Below are 17,896 nucleotides of genomic sequence, written 5' to 3'. Positions count from 1 at the left end.
TTTGTATTTTCGTATTTTTTTACAAGTAATTATATCTTATGTGATGATTTTCAGTATTTTGTGGTACCATTTTTTACAATGATGGTGTTTCAGAATATTATAAAGACAACGTATTTAAGTATGCTACATTCAGCTTGCCGGTGCGATAATTTGTATTCTGCAAAAACAGATGCAGAAATTCAGATGCTTTATACATTTTAAACTTTCAGGATACTCCAATATTGTCATTCCTGTCTGGATTTTGAAAATCTCATCATATGTCCCGGTTCTGCATTCAGTGCATACGATTTTATGGGTGAAAAACTCATTCAGAAACTTCTTTAAAATTCAAATCCTGAACTTTTCCTGATTATCAAAATGGTAGTTTTAAGATGTTCTTTGATAGGTAAATTCCTGAGGGACTGCATTAATTTTACATAATAAAATAAAATTATGAGCAAAAAAGCATTAATCATTGTTGATATCCAAAATGAATATTTTGAAAACGGAGGCCTGGAATTGGTTAATCCGGTAGAGGCAAGCCTGAATGCCGGTAAAATACTTGAACATTTCAGGACCCGTCACTTACCGGTAATTCACGTTCAGCATCTGGCAGCAGAAAAAGACAGTCCGGTTTTTGCGGAAGGATCGTTCGGTGTTCAGATCCATGAAAATGTACAGCCTCTTGACGGTGAGAAAGTTATTCAGAAATACTATCCCAACAGTTTTCGGGAAACGGATCTTTCAGAGCATCTTAAGACCCATGAAATTACTGAACTGGTGATAGTCGGGATGATGACACATATGTGCATTGACGCTACCACCAGAGCCGCCTTCGATTTCGGATATTCCTGTACTGTGGTATCAGATGCCTGCGCAACCCGCGACCTGGAAATTAACGGCAAAACGGTGGCTGCCGATGATGTCCATCACGCCTTCCTGGCTGCTTTGGCTTTCGCTTACGGAAACATTACAAGCACATAGGAACTGTTAAAAACGGATAACGTGTAAGGACAAATTTTTGATAACTAATTACCCTTAACAGATTGTTGTTAAGGGTGTTTTTTGTTGAGGCTTAAAGTTAATTTGTGGGTTATTCTATTATAGATTCAATTAGGATTCTTTTTCCTGCTGTAGAAAAACTTCTTTCTTATATATGGCTGTTTGCTTTATCCGGAACCTACTGTAATCATTACCTAATTTTCCGAATTTAGTGAATTAAGTAGTTATTTACAGAGAATTAAATAAATTTAAAATATTTACCTGACAGTAGATGATTATAAAAATATAAAACAAAATATATTTAAACACCCCATCATTTATTCCACATTCATTGGCAGTGTAAACACAAATTCAGAACCCTTGCCGATTTCACTGGTTACCGAAATGGTACCCTTATGGTGGCTGATGATTTCCGAACAGAGATACAGGCCTATCCCGAAACCGGAAATCGAATGCATATCGTCGCTTTCCACCCGGTAATAGCGGTCGAAAATATGGGCGGCATCTTCCGGTCTGATTCCGTTGCCCTGGTCTTTAACGCTGACATAGGCAAACTCATGATCGAAAGTGCAGGCTACGTGGATCGTGCTGCCGGCAGGAGAGTATTTAACTGCATTGCTGATCAGATTATGGATGACCTGTCCGATTTTATCCCGGTCTGCACTGATCTTTACGGACTCTACCGAAGCGAAAATGAGCGTGTGGCTGTTGATCGTAGTCGTAGATTCTTCCTCAGCTTCCTTTACTAAAAGGGCCAGGTCAAAAAGCTGCCTGTTGATATGGATCTTCCCGGATTCCAGCCTCGAGATATTAAGGAAGCCGTTGATCATGGAAGTCATCTTATTGATCTGCAGGTCTGCTCTTTCCAATATTTTCGAAAAAGATTCATCCTGGGTTTTTGCAAATTTAAGCTGCATGAGCTGGATATACCCTTTTATTGAGGTGAGCGGGGTCTTCAGTTCATGGCTTACCATCCCGATAAAGTCATTCTTGCGGATCTCGTCCAGCTTTTTCTCGGTAATCTCGTGGATAACGCCGGTAAAATATTTTTTCCCGTTTTTTTGCTGTACTTCACCTATTGCACGTATCCAGCGGAGCTTATCATCATGGTAGCCGATGATCTGGTATTCCATGTCAAAACGCACGCCCTCCGAAAATGCCCGTTCAACATTCGTGATTACTGATTTACGGAAATCCGGATGGATCTGCCTGATACCCGCCTCATAAGACATCACCTCGTCCGGGTAAAAACCGAAGAACTCTTTAAGTTTTGCGGAAGCCGTAAAAATCCGTTCACCCGCACTGATCTGGAAGGTACCTAAACCAGCTGCATCCACTGCCATCCTTAGGTTTTCCTCTGCACGCCTGATCTCTTCGCTGGCCAGATACTGATCGGTAATATCCATTACTACGCCGGTAAAAGCTGAAAAAGTACCTGAAGAATCTGCCTTAAGATTGCCAATCGCACGCAGCCAGCGGAGACGCTTATCATGGAATCCGATAACCGGATACGTTACATCATAATCGCCGTTGTTGTAAATGGCATTTTCAAGTTTTGCTGTAACGGCCGGCCGGTATTCTTCTGTAATCTGTGCCAGTGCCTGTTCAATCGAAAGCGGATCATCTTCATAGAAGCCGAAAAGTTCTTTTGAACGGGCATCAGTAATAAATTCCCGGGTAATGGAATGCATAAACCATGTACCGAAATTCGCTGCGTTAACCGCCAGGCGGAAAGCAATCTGGCCTTCCTCTATTTTCTCATGGGCCCTGATTAATTCATCATTCACTTTAGCCACTTCTTCAAGGGTGGCCGCAAGCTCCCGGTTGGTATTTGCCAGTTCTTCATTCAGGGTCTGAAGGGTTTTAGAGCTGCTTTCCAGGCTTTCTTCCCATTTCTTGCGTTCCGTTACATCACGCGTGGCACCGGCTATGGCCTCAACCTCACCGTGCTCATTGAAAACCGGAGTGAAAATATAATCGTAAACCCGGCTGCCCAGGGTTGCATGGGGAAATGACACTTCTCCGCGTATAGGAAGTTTGGTCTCTATAATCCGGTCGATTTCCCTCTCGTGCATTTCTGCATGCCAGGGTTCGTAGCCTATTTCAAGCAGGCCTTTTCCGATGGAATCTTCCCATGTTCTGCCCCACATGTTCAGGAGTGCCCGGTTAGCGTAGGTAAAGCGGTAGTCGAGGTCAAATACATACAGTAAATCCGGTGTTGATGATGTAATGGTCTCATACAGCCTCCGTTGCTGTTCAGATTGTGCTTCGGCTTTCATTAAAGCTTCTTCGGCTTCCTTACGCTGGGTAATATCCTGTGCACTCCCAAACCATTCAATAATATCGCCCTTTTCATCCAGGATAGGGATGGCTTTGGAAGAGGTCCAGCCCGGTGTACCGTCAGCCTGCAGGACCCGGTGCTCCAGATGGAAGATTTTCTTCTCACGGATGCATTCTTCTATCCGGTCATTTACCAGATCCAGGTCATCGGGATGTATATTATCAGACTTCCAGTTTGTAGTGGGCGCGTCAGCATCTTTCAGAAAACCCCGGCCGTCAAGCTCATGCATCTCCTTCCAGTCAGGACTTAATGAGTATACTACTTCGGACGTAGCTTCAATCAAGGCTTTCAGACGGGCTTCGGTTTCCGCCGTTTTTTGCTTTTCAGACGTATGTTGTTGGGAGAAATCGGTCATATACGGGGCTGCTGGTATTTATAATTAGCAAAAAATAAAGTCTGAGGTTCCTGTAGTTTTACAGATGATTTCCGGAAAGGGCACAGGATTCAATGCCTTAGATTTATGACTGAAAAGTTACGATAAAGTAAATAATCCCAAAAAAAATCCAGCCACTTTTTTAGTTTCAATCCGTTTAAATACACATAAAATCTGCATGGCTGCCATGATCGGAGTGGAAATTCTTTATGGAATAAATCTGAACAGATCTAAAGCAAAAGAATGGTTCCGGCTGAATAACCAATCAGGCTACGATATTTACCATTTTGGATACACCGTCAGGAAAAGAATCAGCGAATTTTGTGTTCAAAATAATACAGTAAATAAATGAATACCATCAAAGGAAAAACAGTAGTTATCACAGGGGCAGGCAGCGGAATTGGGGAAGCTGTAGCCGTAAGGCTCGCGGAGTGCGGAGCAAAGGTTGTATTGGGCGCACGCAGGATTGAGAAACTGAAAGAAGTAGCAGACCGTATAAAAAAGTCGGGTGGGGATGCGGAATATTGTATAACGGATGTCAGGAATAAAAAGGACCTGCATACCTTGGTTCAGAAAGCAGTTGATACGTTCGGCAGGGTAGATGCCATTGTAAACAATGCCGGGGTCAGCCAGCTCAGCCGGATTGATTCACTGGATGTTGAAGGATGGGATGAAATGATCGATGTAAACCTCAAAGGGACACTGTATGGCATGGCCGCTGTACTTCCTTTCTTTAAAGAGCAGAAGTCAGGGCACATCATCAATATTATTTCCACTTCCGGACTGAAAATCGTGCCCATGCAGGGCGTATATGCGGGGACGAAAAATGCTGTACGGACGATCGCAGAAGCATTCCGGCAGGAGTCGGACGGGCAGATCCGCATTACCGGAATCTCACCAGGCGTTGTAAAAACCCAATTGGCCGGCAGCATTAAAAATGAACAGATGAAACAGGCAATAGAAGAAAATATGGAAATGTTCGGGATAAGCCCGGCAGCCGTTGCCAACGCGGTACTGTATGCAATGGAACAGCCTGCCGATGTTGAAATCGGTGATATTGTCATACGCCCTTCCGTACAGAATTAAATGTTGAGCAGGGTTACCGAACCATCTAAACCCGTACCTTTACAACACGAATGAAAAACGATAACTTACCAGTCCGTACTTTTAAAACCATATCACAGTTGATGCACCATCTTCATCAGCCGGCACCGGTGCACCCGCTGATTGCTTTGTTCACTTATGATGACATGGCATTAATTCCGTTTGAAGAAGAGCAGAAAATTGCGGTCGATTTTTATAAGATTTCTTTTAAGACCCGTTTCAACGGACAGGTAAAGTACGGGCAGGGGCATTATGATTTTGAAGAGGGAGGCCTGGCTTTCTTAAGGCCGAAACAGATGGTGACCACTTCCGGGGACGAGCGCAGCTATGAAGGGTTTTCCCTCTTTTTTCATGTTGATTTCATCAGAAATTACCCTTTGCAGCAGACCATCAGCCAATACGGATTTTTTTCATACTCCGTTTCGGAAGCCCTTTTTCTTTCAGCACGGGAAAAACAGATAATCAGTGATTTATTCAGGTCCATTGAAGCGGAACTTAATAATTCTGCGGATCCTTACAGCCAGGATGTTCTGGTCAGCCAGATTGCATTGCTGCTCAGTTACAGCAACCGTTTTTATAACCGGCAGTTTATCACCCGTAAAGTAATCAGTAATGAGATCCTTACCCGTCTGGATGATATTCTGGAAAATTATTTTAATGATGGAACTCCCTTGAAGAAAGGGCTGCCGGGTGTACAGCATATTTCGGCACAGCTGAATGTTTCACAGCGGTATCTGAGTGATATGCTGCAGTCTTTAACCGGCTGTAACACGCAGCAGTATATTCATGAAAAATTAATTGACAAAGCCAAGGAAAAATTATCAGGTACCTTGCTCAGTATAAGCGAGATTGCCTATGAACTGGGTTTTGAACATCCGCAGTCCTTCAACAAGCTGTTTAAATTAAAGGTTAAGCTTTCGCCTTCAGAATACAGGGCGTCATTTATTTATAAGGCACCGTTTCCTGCAAATGGGCACGGAACGTAAAACACGTCTGCTGTTCATTTGATGTCACCGTTAATGTACCGTTGTGGGCCTTGGCTATTTCAGAGGCGATATACAATCCCAGGCCCAATCCGTTCTGGCTTTTCTGTTTGCCTTCCCTGCGGAAAGGATGGAAGAGATGCGGCAATGCTTCCCTCGGAACCGGTTTTCCCTGATTGGTTACAGAAATTTCCCAGGTATCTTCTGTTACAGTGGCCTGAACAAGTATTGAGGTAGTAGGCGACCCATGAATAATGGCATTTGCCAGCAGGTTGGAAACCATTTGAGACAAACGTCCGGGATCACAGGTTACAGGCCCGTTGATATTAAAATGAGATTCGATAATTTTTTCCGGCCATACTACTTTTAATTCATCACTTACCTGGTTAAGCAGCTGCTCAAGATCTGTTTCAACCGGACTTACAGGAAATCCACCGCCCAGGCGGCCGCGTGCCAGATCCATGATGTCGTTAATCATATCATGCATTCTTTTTGATCCTGTCTGGATTAATTTCACGAGTTTTTCTTCACGCGCTCCCAGATTGGATCTCGCCACCAATTGTGCCGCGCTCATAACTCCGCCGAGCGGGTTCCGGAGATCATGCCCCAGAACGGCAATAAACTGTTCACGGATCAGGGCATTCTGCTGTTCCATTTCCAGATTGGCTTCCGCAAGCTGTTTGGCGGTCTGAAGATTTTCTTCATACAGGCGTCGGTCTGATGCACGGAAAACCGTAAACCTTATGAAAAGCGGCTGGTCATTCTCGTCTTTCCGCTCATAGCCATTTATATAAACAGGCATCTTCCCATTTCCGGAATCTGACAGTTCAAGAGCAACCTCATCAAAATATCCCTGCATCCGCAGCAAAGGCCAGAGATGGGTTTCAAAATAAATTTTCCCGCCCACGGCAAGGATATCAGAAAACCGCCGGCCCAATAATTCTTCAGGTACCGTATTGAGCCATCCGGCTGTACGCCTGTTAATCTTCGCAATTCTCCCTTCTCTGTCGGTAATTACAAAGCCACACAGTGAAGATTCAAAAAAATCTTCAAAATCTTCGGCAGAAGGGGGAAGAGGAAGTTTATTGTTCATGTAAATAACTTTTTATTGCTGAAACGGTTTCTTCCGGAGCGCTGAGGTTCGGGCAGTGTCCGGTCGCATCCATGATAACCAGTGTGCTGTCCGGGATATGCTGGTGCATATAACGGCCTACCTCTTCCGGTGCAATCACATCATGGCTGCATTGTAGGATTAAAACAGGAATATCAGTCTGCGACAGGATATCGCGCTTGTCTGTAAGAAAAGTAGTGCGGGCAAACTGCCTGGCAATTTCAGGATCGGTTTTACAGAAGCTGTTGGCGAGTTCTTCCCCGAGTTCTTTCCGGTCCGGGTTTCCCATAACAACCGGTGCCATTGCCATGGACCAGCCCAGGTGGTTATTGTCCATAGATTCCAGCAATTCATTGATTTCTGATCTGCTGAAGCCGCCGGTATAGCCGTCCTGATTGATGTAGGAAGGCGAAGGGCTTACCAGGATCAGTGTTTTAAAAATCCCCGGAGCCATCGCCGCTGCCATAAGGCCCATAACAGCACTTACGGAATGTCCTACGAAAATACCGTTTGTGATGTTCAGTTCCCGGGCAATTTCCACAATATCTTCGGCATAGCCTTCAAGGGAACTGTATTTTTTAAAAGAATAGGCTGAAATATCTGAATTCCCGGCCCCTACATGATCAAAAAGAACAGTTCTGTAATCGTCCTGAAAAGCAGGGTAAACATACCGCCACATATTCTGATCGCAGCCGAAACCATGGGCAAACATCATCACAGTGTCGCCGGTTCCGCTTACAATGACATTGTTTCTCTTAAGTATACTCATAGAAGGCCGCTTTTTACAAATATAGCTTATTATTTCTGATGAACGTACGCTGTCATAATAAATTCATATACAGCACTCAGCCTAAGATATGAGTGTGGATGATCAATAGCCTGGATTTATCCGTACATATTCATCTTTACAGTACAGGAAATACAACTGATATCCTGTATGGGAAGCAGTGTGGAATAAACGGAGAATCAGTTTAAATTATTAAATGAAATTTAATCCTTTGCTTGCTGTCAGAATTAAAATTGTCCGCTGGGCTTTTTACCAAATGGTAAATCATTCCATATCCGTAAGCCCCATCTTTGTTTCAGGAATTTAAAATCAAAAAATGAAATCAGTATTAATTACAGGAGCCAATAAAGGCATCGGTCTGGAAACAGCAAAACAGCTGTCAGACAAAGGATTACTCGTCTACCTGGGAAGCAGGGACATCGATAAAGGAAAAGCTGTGGTGAAGGAATTACAGGAAAAAGGGTTTAAAAACATCAGGGCAGTACAGATTGATGTTACCAAAGAAGAAACGATTGCAGCAGCCCGTGATATCATTGAAAAAGAACAGGGCAAACTGGATATTCTTATAAACAATGCAGGGATCAGCGGTGTGGTTCCGCAAAATGCGGTTGAAACTTCTGTGGCACATTATGATGAAGTGTTTGATGTTAATGTATACGGCGTCATCCGTGTCACACAGGCGTTTATCAATTTACTGAAGCGGTCTGACGAACCGGTAATAGTCAACGTAAGTACCAGTGTAGGTTCACTGTCATTGCAGAGCAGTCCGGAATGGCCGGCGTACGATTATGCCAAATATGCAGTATATGCTTCATCAAAAGCAGCCATGAATATGTATACCGTTCATCTGGCGTATGAATTACGGGATACGGCTTTCAGGATAAATGCAGTCTGTCCGGGATATACGAAAACGGACTTTACCGGCTACAACGGAGGCGAGGTGGAAGAAGCCGGGAAGCGCATCGTTAAATATGCTTTGACCGGACCGGACGGCCCTACAGGAAAATTTTTCAGCGAAGAAAGCAATCCGGGAACAGGGGAGATCCCGTGGTAAAATTATTAAAACAGCAGGTATGTGTCATATCGGAGCCGGAGATTGTATTTCGGCTCTGCTTTTCTGTATTATATAATTAAGTATTATGATTTAATTATTTGATTTAAAAATAGATGTGAGCTTTAAATGTTATTGGGCAAGCATTTTTTTAAACCTGAAAAACTGATAGGCAAGCATGCAGAAGAACGGGATGCAGGTTACCATGCACAAAAATATTTCTTCAGATAAAAGGGGCGTTGTAAATAAGAATAAAGCCGTTAAAACGGGCAGAGCAAAAAATGACAGAAGACAATAAAATAATGAATGCCTGATCTTTGGAATCAGGTTGAGGTATATGCAGAAGGATGCAAGTGAGAACACAAGGATGATCGCTGCATTCACACCATACACCAGTCCCGGCATTTCACTTTTTGTACGGTCCAGCGTGGCTGTATAAAGTGCGGTTCCAGACAACGCAACAACTAAGCTGAACAGCAGGGTAAGAAAAATAATTCGGGTCAGGAAAGATTTCATAATCATTGGTACAGCAAAATACCTGCTAAACATGCAGGATGAATTCATAACAAAGCTAATCATAATATGGTTTTAAAATCATTTAATCAATAAAAATACCCCTTAAATAAGGGGCATTGGTGAGATTGTATAAACACTGATTAGTATTTCTTTTTGATAATTTACTGATTAATGAAGCATATCCAATGTGATGAATTACTTCCAGTAGCTCCAGTTGGCACCGTCATAAACAGCAATCATAGCCGCAGCTGTATCGTACACCAGCGTACCGGCCACCGCTCCTTTTATGGTTAGATGAGGGTTGGCTACCTGAGGCAGCACCATAGCTTTTGTTGTTGATTCCAACACCAGTACACCCGGCTTGGTACTGGAACTGGCACCGATAATCATGCCGTTTCCTATATCTGTACCGGCATTTGTATAAGAATGTGCAATCCCCTGGTTTTCATCCGTAAGACTTGTCCAGCCAGTATCCTGGAAAACCTGTACCGATTTAGCAGCAGTATTAAAGATAAATGTACCTCCTTCTGCGCCCGGAGCAGATGCTACAGAGGGAAGGATAATGCCTTTCGGCTCCGTACCGAATTCCAGCAATACGCTTGCGTTGGTAATATCGGTTTTGCCTATCGCAACCTGGGCGTTCATTTGGCTGATACCCAAAAACGGAAGCAAAGCGGTTAAGATGATTATTTTTCTCATTGTTTTATTTTTGTTAAACCTGCCGGACTTTTATCATCAGGCAGGTTCTGTTTTACATTTATTATTCGTTACAGCCTCTTTTAATACAGTTCCAGCCTGTACGGGCAGCATCAACTCCCGGCGCACTGCCTCTGTAAAGCTGTACACAGTTCAGGTCTGTATTGTAAATAACCATTCCGTCTACTGCAATCATGGCATCTCTCTGGGCTGTGGTCATGTGGTTGATAACCATTCCTTTATTTGCTGCATCCAGTACAATATACCCGTTCGGCACAGACTCCGGCCAGTTCGCTACGGTTGGGGTACCTTTCGTAAGGACTCCCATTTTCGCAAAGCCGTCAGGGGTTCCTGCTGCTCCCGGTTTTACACAGTAGCACGGAACAACTTTAACACCGTTGCCGCGTCCCGTCATATACGTTACGCCTACCACAGACTGAGCTGCGATTACCGTATTCGGGGCAGATGTGTTCCAGGTAATGCTGTTGAATGTATTTCCGTTAAAAAGCTCAAGAGGGAACAATGGTCCGCCTGAAGATTTGCTTCCGTACATGGATACTGTACCTGTAGGGCTGATTACCACCCTGATAATAGGTGCAGAACTGTTTCCGGTCATCTGCCAGATTGACGGTACATTTGCTTCCCAGATAGAACCGTCTGTAAACCTGATATTCTGTCCCGAAGTCCCGGAAGTCTGAAACTGGATTTCCTGGGTGGCCAGCTGAACCCCGTTAATGGTCAGGTTGAAAGAATTGTCAAGCGTATAGATATCGAACTGGAAACCGTAATCCGCAGCAGGCTGGTCGAATGTAACGGTAGTTCCGTCCTGTGTGGAAAAGTCGGCTCCGTTTACTTCTTCTGTGCAGACAGGGCCGTTCAGAAAAGCGATATTGTTGGCCTGGATATTATTACACGTACCTGAAAGTCCGCTGTTGTCACACTCATACTGGGCATCTGTCGGCGGTACATTGGCACTTGTGTTGGTTGCATCAGGATCCGTTACATCATTCGGTCTCAGGATCGTAGCTTTTGCCTGCTGTGAACTTCCTGATGTTGCAGCGGTTACACCTACGGTAAAAGTATAGGTAATCTCGCATCCGTTAGGCAGGTTAAGCAGGGATGAGTACTTTTTGGTCTGCGGATTATACGTTACCGGTGTACTTTCGCTCCCGCATCCGCTGGCCTGGAACTGCATGGCCTGATGGTTGAACCCTGCAGGAATAGTAAAGGTGAATGGCGCACCTTCTGTATCACTCGGTCCGTCATTTTTTACTTTAACCGTATATGTAAGGTTATCCCCGATGATGATACTGCTTTTATCAGCATTCACTGCTGAAATCTTTAAGTCAGCTACCTTTACTGTAATAGCTGTAGTGATGGTTGCCGGAGTTCCCGGAATGAAAGTCCATGTATCAATAGACCTGTTGTCTCCGAAAAGCCCTGACGTACCCGTACCGCCGATTCCCCAGATATGGCCGTTCGCATTACTGCTGATGCCTGCAGCCGTAGCTGTAAACAAGTGGCTGTTGTTTTTAGGGTCTGAATACCGGCCGCGCGGTGCATTGTTTCCGTTCGTCCCGTTGGTAACATCCGTGTCATTCCAGTAAACAATATCTGAAACAACGGAGTTGAGGTTGGTATGATCTAAAAGTTCTATTACAGTACCGTTCTGGTTATATTCCATATCAAAAAACGGGAAATGAACCTCTGCACCCTGAAGCTGTACCGTAACTTTAGAAGGAACTACTCCTGCAGGAAGCGGGTTTCCGGCACCGTCTTTACCGTCCCACGGGATATTGTTAACGCCCGTTGCAGATGCTCCGGCAAGGACTCTGGTCACAAACCCTGCAGGGTTGTCCGTGCTTTCTATGGTAATTTTATATTGGCCCAAAGCGGCTGCATTGTACCGGATATATCCTCCTTTATTGCTCACCTGTCCCGGCGTACCGTCAACACCTACTAATTGGAGTGCTGATACATCCGGCAGAACCACCGTATTCTTCAGCCACGTTGATCCTCCCGGTACCGCACCTGTTGCAGAGGCAGGCAGATCATTCGCAGGAATGCTGTAAAATAATTTGTGGGTGATGTGCTTATCCGTATCTGCATCGTTCGGGTTGTGTACCCTGTTGACAAGAAAAGCGGGAGTGGACTGATCAAGGCTTTTATAAATCGGCGCCTGTGTGGCTTCGTCCACAAAACCGTCGTTATTTACAAAAAAAGTAAAATATAAGCCGTTGTTTCCGTTGTTATTTACCCTGTAGGTATAACCGTCCTTCGTAAGGACATAAACAAGTCCGTAGAAACCGCTGGTGTTCGGGTTGCCGGTTCCGTTGGAAAGGTTCAGAATGTTGGCAAATACACGGCCTTTTACAAAGCCGGTGTTGTCTGTATTGATTACCGATACATCCCACGCGGCTATTCCTGCATTCGTACTGGCCTGAGTCCAGTTACTGTCAGCGGCTACACTCGTAGAAGGGTCGGCCGCGGCTCTTGCTACCAATTCTACACGGTATATTCCATCCTGGCTTACAGGATAATAGATCGGGGTATATCTGTTTCCTCCTGTCTGCGAGACTAACTGCGGGCCTGCCAGTTCCGCAGTACGGTTAAGGATCTGGCCGTCCGTTGTGTTGTCAACAATCAGGGTCCCGGCTGGTGAAAATAACCTGATCCTGCCCGTGCCGCCATTCTGTGCGCTGGATGCCAGGGTAATCCGTTCACCTGCTTTGGCATATACGTAATGGGTACCTTCATTGGCAAAGGGCCAGCTGGAAGTGGTTCCGGTACCGGATCTCAGGAACGCGCGGTCTCCCGTTATTCCGGACGGGTACAGGTCACGAGACCCGTCTGCAAACAGATAATTGCTGTTAAGCATCAAAACAAAGACCACGGCTGCCTGATAGAGCAGCGTGCCCTTTAAGAAATTTGATCTTTTTTTCATTGGTTTTTTTTAATGTTGGTTTGTATAATTGCTGTGAATATTTTTAATTCAATTTATTAATCATAAGATTTTATTCCTTTTTCACGGATCATTATTACAGGCTTAACGGCTGTGTTTTTTTTCACAGATCAGCCCGCCCGGAATCAGGGGTTGTCATAAAAAGATTATTATGTATTGAGCATTAGAACAGTGCAGAAAGAGTATCAATTCCTACTTTTTCATATGTAGGATTTACAGATGCAAAATTAACCCTTATGTTCAGCAGGTTTTAAGAAATGACTTATCATTTTGCTGATAATGGTACACGATATAGTAAAATTGACTATTGTAAGATGCTGTATATCAGTAATTAGTGATTTTTGTATTTGAAGGCGTAAGATTATCATTTTACGGATAATGATACGTTTTTATGATCATGAAATCTTGGAAATGCAGTCTTTGTGGTATCCCTGAGGCGTGAATTTAAGTAGCAGTTCAGATGATGGCCGGTCCAACTTACCATTAATATTAAAAAGATGTCAGATCTGAATTGTCTGATATAATCTGTCTGAAATTCAAATCAACCGTACCTGAGGAAATCCGCTTATATTTTACTGATGATAACCATTGTTTTCAGGATGTCTTCTACTGCTGTTCAATCTGATAATAGATGTAATGAAACAGTGCTTTTTATCTCCGTAAAGATGTTGTTTATTGATTTTTTTTTCTATAAAAAATACCACAAAGTAAGCTATATATCTACTAAGGTATCAGATTTGTATTTATTACAGCACAAACCATTTAAATAAATAATATGAAAAAGACAGACACCCAGGATGGAAGAGCTGCCCGTAAAGTAACTGCAAAATCTTCTGCTGCCGAAGGCCTTAGAGAACTGTTCGTTGATGAACTTAAAGACATTGTGTATGCCGAAAGAGCTTTGCTGAAAGCACTGCCTAAAATGGCTAAAAATGCAAGCGAACCCAAGTTGGCCGCTGCTATTGAAGAGCATGTTGCCGTAACGGAAGGCCAGGTTCAGAGACTGGAACAGATTTTTGAAATACTGGGGGAATCCAACCGCGGCAAAAAATGTGATGCCATGGAAGGGCTGATTAAAGAAGGAGAGAGCATTATGGAAGAAACCGAAGAAGGCCCGGTGCGTGACGCGGGAATTATTTCCGCTTCTCAGAAAATAGAACATTATGAAATAGCATCTTACGGTACGCTGGCTGCATTCGCAAGAACACTGGGTGAAGACGAAATCGCTTCATTGCTGGAGGCTACACTGGCAGAAGAAAAAGAAGCTGACTCGATACTGACTGAATCTGCATACAACTCAATTAACTTTGAAGCGGCTGATGAAGATCAGGACCAGGAATAAATTAACACACATCAGGCTGCATATTGCAGCCTGATTTATTTAAATTATAAATATGAGCAGTAAAACTATTTTCAGAATTATTCCCGTGGTCGCCGCTCTTGTATTTTCAAATGCATCGGCACAGCGCGGTACCCCTCCGGGAGATGTTACTAAAATTACGCATTCCACCAAATATCCGGAACATCTTGACTTTGTCCCCGAAATGGTAAAACTCCTTAAAGTCCCCGAAGGATGGGAGGTTTCTATAGCTGCCTCCGGACTTGGGAAGCCAAGGATGCTGTACCACACACCCAACGGAAATATGTACATTACACGCCGTGATACGGGAGATGTACTCCTTTTGAAAGATACCGACAACGACGGTAAATTCGATGATATCAGAACCGTAGTGGCAGAATTCAAAGGCGTGCACGGCATTACCATGAAAGACGGATGGATGTATCTCTGCAACAATAATGAATTGCGAAGGTATAAAATGAATACAGACGGAACACTGAGCGGTAAAGAAATGCTGTTTAAAGACATGCCAAGCGCCGGCCAGCATCCGAACAGAACCATGGATTTCGGTCCGGACGGCAAGCTGTACATTTCAATTGCAACCCTGTGTAACGACTGTAAAGAGAGTGACCGTGAAGCAGCTTCTATTGTACAGGTCGACCCGGTTACCTGGAAGAGAACCATTTTTGCGTCTGGCCTCCGGAATACCATCGGTTTCGACTGGCATCCGCAGACCAGCGAGTTCTGGGGAATGGACAACGGCGGTGATGCCAAAGGAGATGACTGGCCGCCTGAAGAACTGAACCAGATCAAGGAAAACAAAAATTACGGCTATCCGTTTGTTTACGCAAAAAGAGAGGTAGACCAAACCAGGGAAGACCCTGCGGGAGACAGCAAAGAAAAGCTGGCAGAGAATACCGAGCCTTCCGTAATGGAATTCCAGGCCCATATGGCACCGATCGGCTTCAAGTTTTTTCCTGCCGGTTCACCTTACAGCGGGGATGCGATTGTTAACTGGCACGGTTCCTGGAACCGCAGTAAGCCTGTAGGTTTTAAGGTACAGCGTGTAACGTTTGTCAACGGCAAGCCGGCAGGTGCAGAAGATTTTCTGACAGGTTTCCTTAAAGGTAAAACCAGGTTCGGCCGTCCGGCAGGAGTAGCAATTACTTCATCCGGCACCGTGTTTATTTCTGATGACGCAAACGGCGTTTTGTACAGTATCAAGAAAAAATAAAACTTTATGAAAAAAATAATAGTATGTGCGCTGTTCGTAGGATGTGCGGCAGCCATTCCGGACCAGCCTACAGCGAGAATAGAGTTTAACGCACCCGAAGCCTATCCCGAAGGAATTGAGTATGACAGCAATTCAGATACTTATTTTGTTTCTTCGGCAAGACTCGGAAGTATCGGTAAAGTAACGCCTGCCGGTGCTTACAGTATCCTGAATAACGATCCTACATTCAAGTCGAGTTACGGTGTGAAAGTACATCCGGATGGGAAACGACTGTTTGCGTGCATCGGGGATGCCAATTACAGCAAATTTACTTCACCGGACACGCGTAAAAAAATGGCCCGCCTGGTGGGGATTGACATAGCAACAGGAAAAAAAACAGATGATATTGATCTTGCAGGATTGGTTCAGGGAGAGCATTTTCCCAATGATATTGCTTTTGACAGCCAGCAGAACGCTTATGTTACGGACAGTTTTGCTAATGTGATTTATAAAGTAACGCCCGGTGGCAAGGCATCGGTTTTTGCAGACAGTCCGCTTTTTAAAACAAAAGGCATCGGCCTGAACGGAATCGTATACCATCCGTCCGGCTATCTGCTTACCGTAAGCAGCGGTACGGGAACCCTATATAAAATAGATCTCAATAATTCTAAAAATATAGCGAAAGTATCTACAGAGCAGTTTTTTGTCAATGGTGACGGATTATTGCTCACTGATAATCAAAAGCTTGTGGTGGTACAGAATGGAGGAAGCGATAAAATTTATGAGCTGACTTCAGAAGACAACTGGTCTTCTGCAAAATTATCGGCATCCACTCTGGTGGCCGACCGTTTTACCTATCCGTCTACTGCTACAAAAGCAAAAGATAAAGTTTGGGTAATGAACGCTAAGTTTACTGAATTAACTGACAGTACTTCTGTTCCTTCCAGGAAATTTGCCATCCAGCATGCACGGCTGATGCCATTGCCAAGATAAAAACAGCAGGTTATTTTTATAATAAATCAGGGCAGGGAAGTTTCTCTGCCTTTTTTTATTCTTCATACAAAACAATCCATTATTGTTTAATGAAGATAATCAATCCTGTACAGAGTTAAGGTTGTGCCAGCTGTAAGTACAATATCTGCACTGCTTTGCGTAAGGCGTTCTTGCAAGCCTGTTGCATTGCGGACAATTGTTCAGGAGAACTTTTTCAGGCGTTTCTTTCATGATGCGTTTTGCTGCATTTAATTCAAATTCCTCATACCCGTTTTTAAGAAATTCTTTTATCTCAGGTCTCTCACTGATCCAGCCCCGGTCAGTCATTATTTTTCTTAATTTATCATTGCCGTCACTTTTATACGTATATATATGGTATTTTAATGCCAGATCCTCATCATCTGTTATCAGGTTCCTGAAATACGTTATATATAGCCGGCTGTTTCTTTATCCATAATCAGTTAAAAGTTACTTTAATAAAGTAAAAATAATTTCTCTGCCATAAAGTTAGACAGTATTTTCTAATCTGATAATGTTGATGAATTTTGTTATTGGTTTAATTTTACGAATTTATATCAGAAGGTTTGGTACAGCATTTGAGCTTTATTTTTAAACTTATTTAAAACACTTAAGTTATTTTAAGTTTTTGCTGAATCCGGTTATTTAAGTTCACTTAGACGAAAATCAAAGATTTTCAAAATTTAAGTGCCCTTTCTATAACCCTTAAAATTTACTTTAATGAAACGTAAGTGTATACAATTTTTTGAAGAGGCTGGATTCTCAATGTAAAAATTAAATCAAAAGTTAACAGTTTTTTAAAAATAATCGTCAACAATAAAATGATCATAATCATGAAAAAAATAATTCTTTTGGGAGGTTTGGTATTCGGTGCTTTCAGCATGACAAACTGTACAGCAAATAAAACGGCTCAGGCAAATTCTGCAGATGATAAAATGATAATATCGGCAAGCGGAACCATTACCCATATCGAAAACGGTAAAGACGGTTACATGGCAACCATCAGGGATGCCGGCGGAAAAGAATATACCGCAACCATCAGCATGATTAACCTCCAGAAAAGCGGAAGTATCTACAAACGCTATCAGGTGGGAGATGCAATTACCGTAAAAGGCCCTTCCTGGAATGATGACCAGGGAAGAATATACATTACCGCAGAAAAACTGAATTAATTTTAATAACATATGATAAGTATCCTTCTGTTTTTGGAAGGATATTTTATTATAATACACTGTTACAGCCTGTTATTCAATCAGGTATATTTTGAGGATAAATAGGCAGGTTAATTGAATATGCCAACAATCAGATTTACCTGAAACATGAAATTGATTTGTAAATTTTAAACCTGTGATTTTTCCTCAGACAGTGAAGAATAACAGGAGGCAAAATGCTGTATGATGTTTTTATGGTTATATTTGAATATTCTTA

General features: G+C 43.2%; 15 protein-coding genes. 8 read left to right on the top strand and 7 right to left on the bottom strand.

Going from position 1 to position 17,896, the window contains the following annotated elements; genetic code table 11:
* The first annotated feature begins 432 nt into the window (after positions 1 to 432).
* On the top strand, positions 433 to 963 hold the full coding sequence (locus ASE55_RS17015) for a cysteine hydrolase family protein (protein ID WP_056222452.1): 531 nt from the start codon (positions 433 to 435) through the stop codon (positions 961 to 963).
* 335 nt (positions 964 to 1,298) lie between these two features.
* On the opposite strand, the gene ASE55_RS17010 is transcribed toward ASE55_RS17015, so the two are convergent.
* Complete coding sequence (locus tag ASE55_RS17010) at positions 1,299 to 3,677, bottom strand: PAS domain-containing sensor histidine kinase (RefSeq protein ID WP_056222449.1); 2,379 nt, start codon at positions 3,675 to 3,677, stop codon at positions 1,299 to 1,301.
* A gap of 366 nt (positions 3,678 to 4,043) precedes the next feature.
* Between ASE55_RS17010 and ASE55_RS17005 the strand changes: the two genes are divergently transcribed.
* The gene (locus ASE55_RS17005; RefSeq protein ID WP_056222445.1) at positions 4,044 to 4,781 is read left to right on the top strand and encodes an SDR family oxidoreductase; all 738 of its coding nucleotides are present in this window, start codon (positions 4,044 to 4,046) and stop codon (positions 4,779 to 4,781) included.
* Positions 4,782 to 4,831: 50 nt separating this feature from the next.
* The gene (locus ASE55_RS17000; RefSeq protein WP_056222442.1) at positions 4,832 to 5,785 is read left to right on the top strand and encodes a helix-turn-helix domain-containing protein; all 954 of its coding nucleotides are present in this window, start codon (positions 4,832 to 4,834) and stop codon (positions 5,783 to 5,785) included.
* Here the strand turns inward: ASE55_RS17000 and ASE55_RS16995 are convergent.
* Both ASE55_RS16995 and ASE55_RS16990 read right to left on the bottom strand, forming a co-directional pair.
* Positions 5,742 to 6,875, bottom strand: coding sequence for a PAS domain-containing sensor histidine kinase (locus ASE55_RS16995; RefSeq protein WP_056222438.1), 1,134 nt, complete (start codon positions 6,873 to 6,875; stop codon positions 5,742 to 5,744). The two genes, ASE55_RS17000 and ASE55_RS16995, sit on opposite strands and share 44 nt — an antisense overlap.
* Positions 6,865 to 7,662: an alpha/beta fold hydrolase gene (locus ASE55_RS16990; RefSeq protein WP_056222435.1), complete on the bottom strand. Its 798-nt coding sequence runs from the start codon at positions 7,660 to 7,662 to the stop codon at positions 6,865 to 6,867. The genes ASE55_RS16995 and ASE55_RS16990 overlap by 11 nt, the downstream gene beginning before the upstream one ends.
* 334 nt (positions 7,663 to 7,996) lie before the next feature.
* Between ASE55_RS16990 and ASE55_RS16985 the strand changes: the two genes are divergently transcribed.
* Positions 7,997 to 8,734 carry an SDR family oxidoreductase gene (locus tag ASE55_RS16985; RefSeq protein ID WP_056222432.1) on the top strand — a complete coding sequence of 246 codons (738 nt, stop codon included), beginning with the start codon at positions 7,997 to 7,999 and terminating at the stop codon, positions 8,732 to 8,734.
* Positions 8,735 to 8,863: 129 nt separating this feature from the next.
* On the opposite strand, the gene ASE55_RS16980 is transcribed toward ASE55_RS16985, so the two are convergent.
* The 3 genes from ASE55_RS16980 to ASE55_RS16970 all read right to left on the bottom strand — a co-directional run bounded on the left by ASE55_RS16980 (position 8,864) and on the right by ASE55_RS16970 (position 12,887).
* Complete coding sequence (locus tag ASE55_RS16980; RefSeq protein ID WP_128414606.1) at positions 8,864 to 9,310, bottom strand: hypothetical protein; 447 nt, start codon at positions 9,308 to 9,310, stop codon at positions 8,864 to 8,866.
* Positions 9,311 to 9,442: 132 nt separating this feature from the next.
* Positions 9,443 to 9,946, bottom strand: a complete 504-nt coding sequence (locus ASE55_RS16975; protein WP_056222427.1) for a hypothetical protein — start codon at positions 9,944 to 9,946, stop codon at positions 9,443 to 9,445.
* A 61-nt stretch (positions 9,947 to 10,007) separates the two neighbouring features.
* Positions 10,008 to 12,887 carry a DUF11 domain-containing protein gene (locus ASE55_RS16970; RefSeq protein WP_056222424.1) on the bottom strand — a complete coding sequence of 960 codons (2,880 nt, stop codon included), beginning with the start codon at positions 12,885 to 12,887 and terminating at the stop codon, positions 10,008 to 10,010.
* Positions 12,888 to 13,680: 793 nt separating this feature from the next.
* Between ASE55_RS16970 and ASE55_RS16965 the strand changes: the two genes are divergently transcribed.
* From ASE55_RS16965 to ASE55_RS16955, 3 genes are read left to right on the top strand one after another with little or no spacing between them, the layout of a single operon-like run.
* On the top strand, positions 13,681 to 14,247 hold the full coding sequence (locus tag ASE55_RS16965; RefSeq protein ID WP_056222420.1) for a ferritin-like domain-containing protein: 567 nt from the start codon (positions 13,681 to 13,683) through the stop codon (positions 14,245 to 14,247).
* Positions 14,248 to 14,299: 52 nt separating this feature from the next.
* A complete protein-coding gene (locus ASE55_RS16960; RefSeq protein WP_056222417.1) occupies positions 14,300 to 15,478 on the top strand; it encodes a PQQ-dependent sugar dehydrogenase in 1,179 nt (392 codons plus the stop codon).
* Positions 15,479 to 15,484: 6 nt separating this feature from the next.
* Positions 15,485 to 16,450, top strand: a complete 966-nt coding sequence (locus ASE55_RS16955; protein WP_056222415.1) for a hypothetical protein — start codon at positions 15,485 to 15,487, stop codon at positions 16,448 to 16,450.
* 99 nt (positions 16,451 to 16,549) lie between these two features.
* On the opposite strand, the gene ASE55_RS20695 is transcribed toward ASE55_RS16955, so the two are convergent.
* Complete coding sequence (locus tag ASE55_RS20695) at positions 16,550 to 16,777, bottom strand: hypothetical protein (RefSeq protein WP_238585077.1); 228 nt, start codon at positions 16,775 to 16,777, stop codon at positions 16,550 to 16,552.
* A gap of 524 nt (positions 16,778 to 17,301) precedes the next feature.
* On the opposite strand from ASE55_RS20695, the gene ASE55_RS16945 reads away from it, so the two are divergent.
* Complete coding sequence (locus ASE55_RS16945; RefSeq protein WP_128414605.1) at positions 17,302 to 17,640, top strand: hypothetical protein; 339 nt, start codon at positions 17,302 to 17,304, stop codon at positions 17,638 to 17,640.
* The last annotated feature ends 256 nt before the right edge of the window (positions 17,641 to 17,896 follow it).

Origin of the sequence: Chryseobacterium sp. Leaf201, assembly GCF_001421435.1 — a bacterium.
Lineage (GTDB): Bacteria > Bacteroidota > Bacteroidia > Flavobacteriales > Weeksellaceae > Chryseobacterium.
This window is presented reverse-complemented; position numbering and strand designations above follow the sequence as displayed.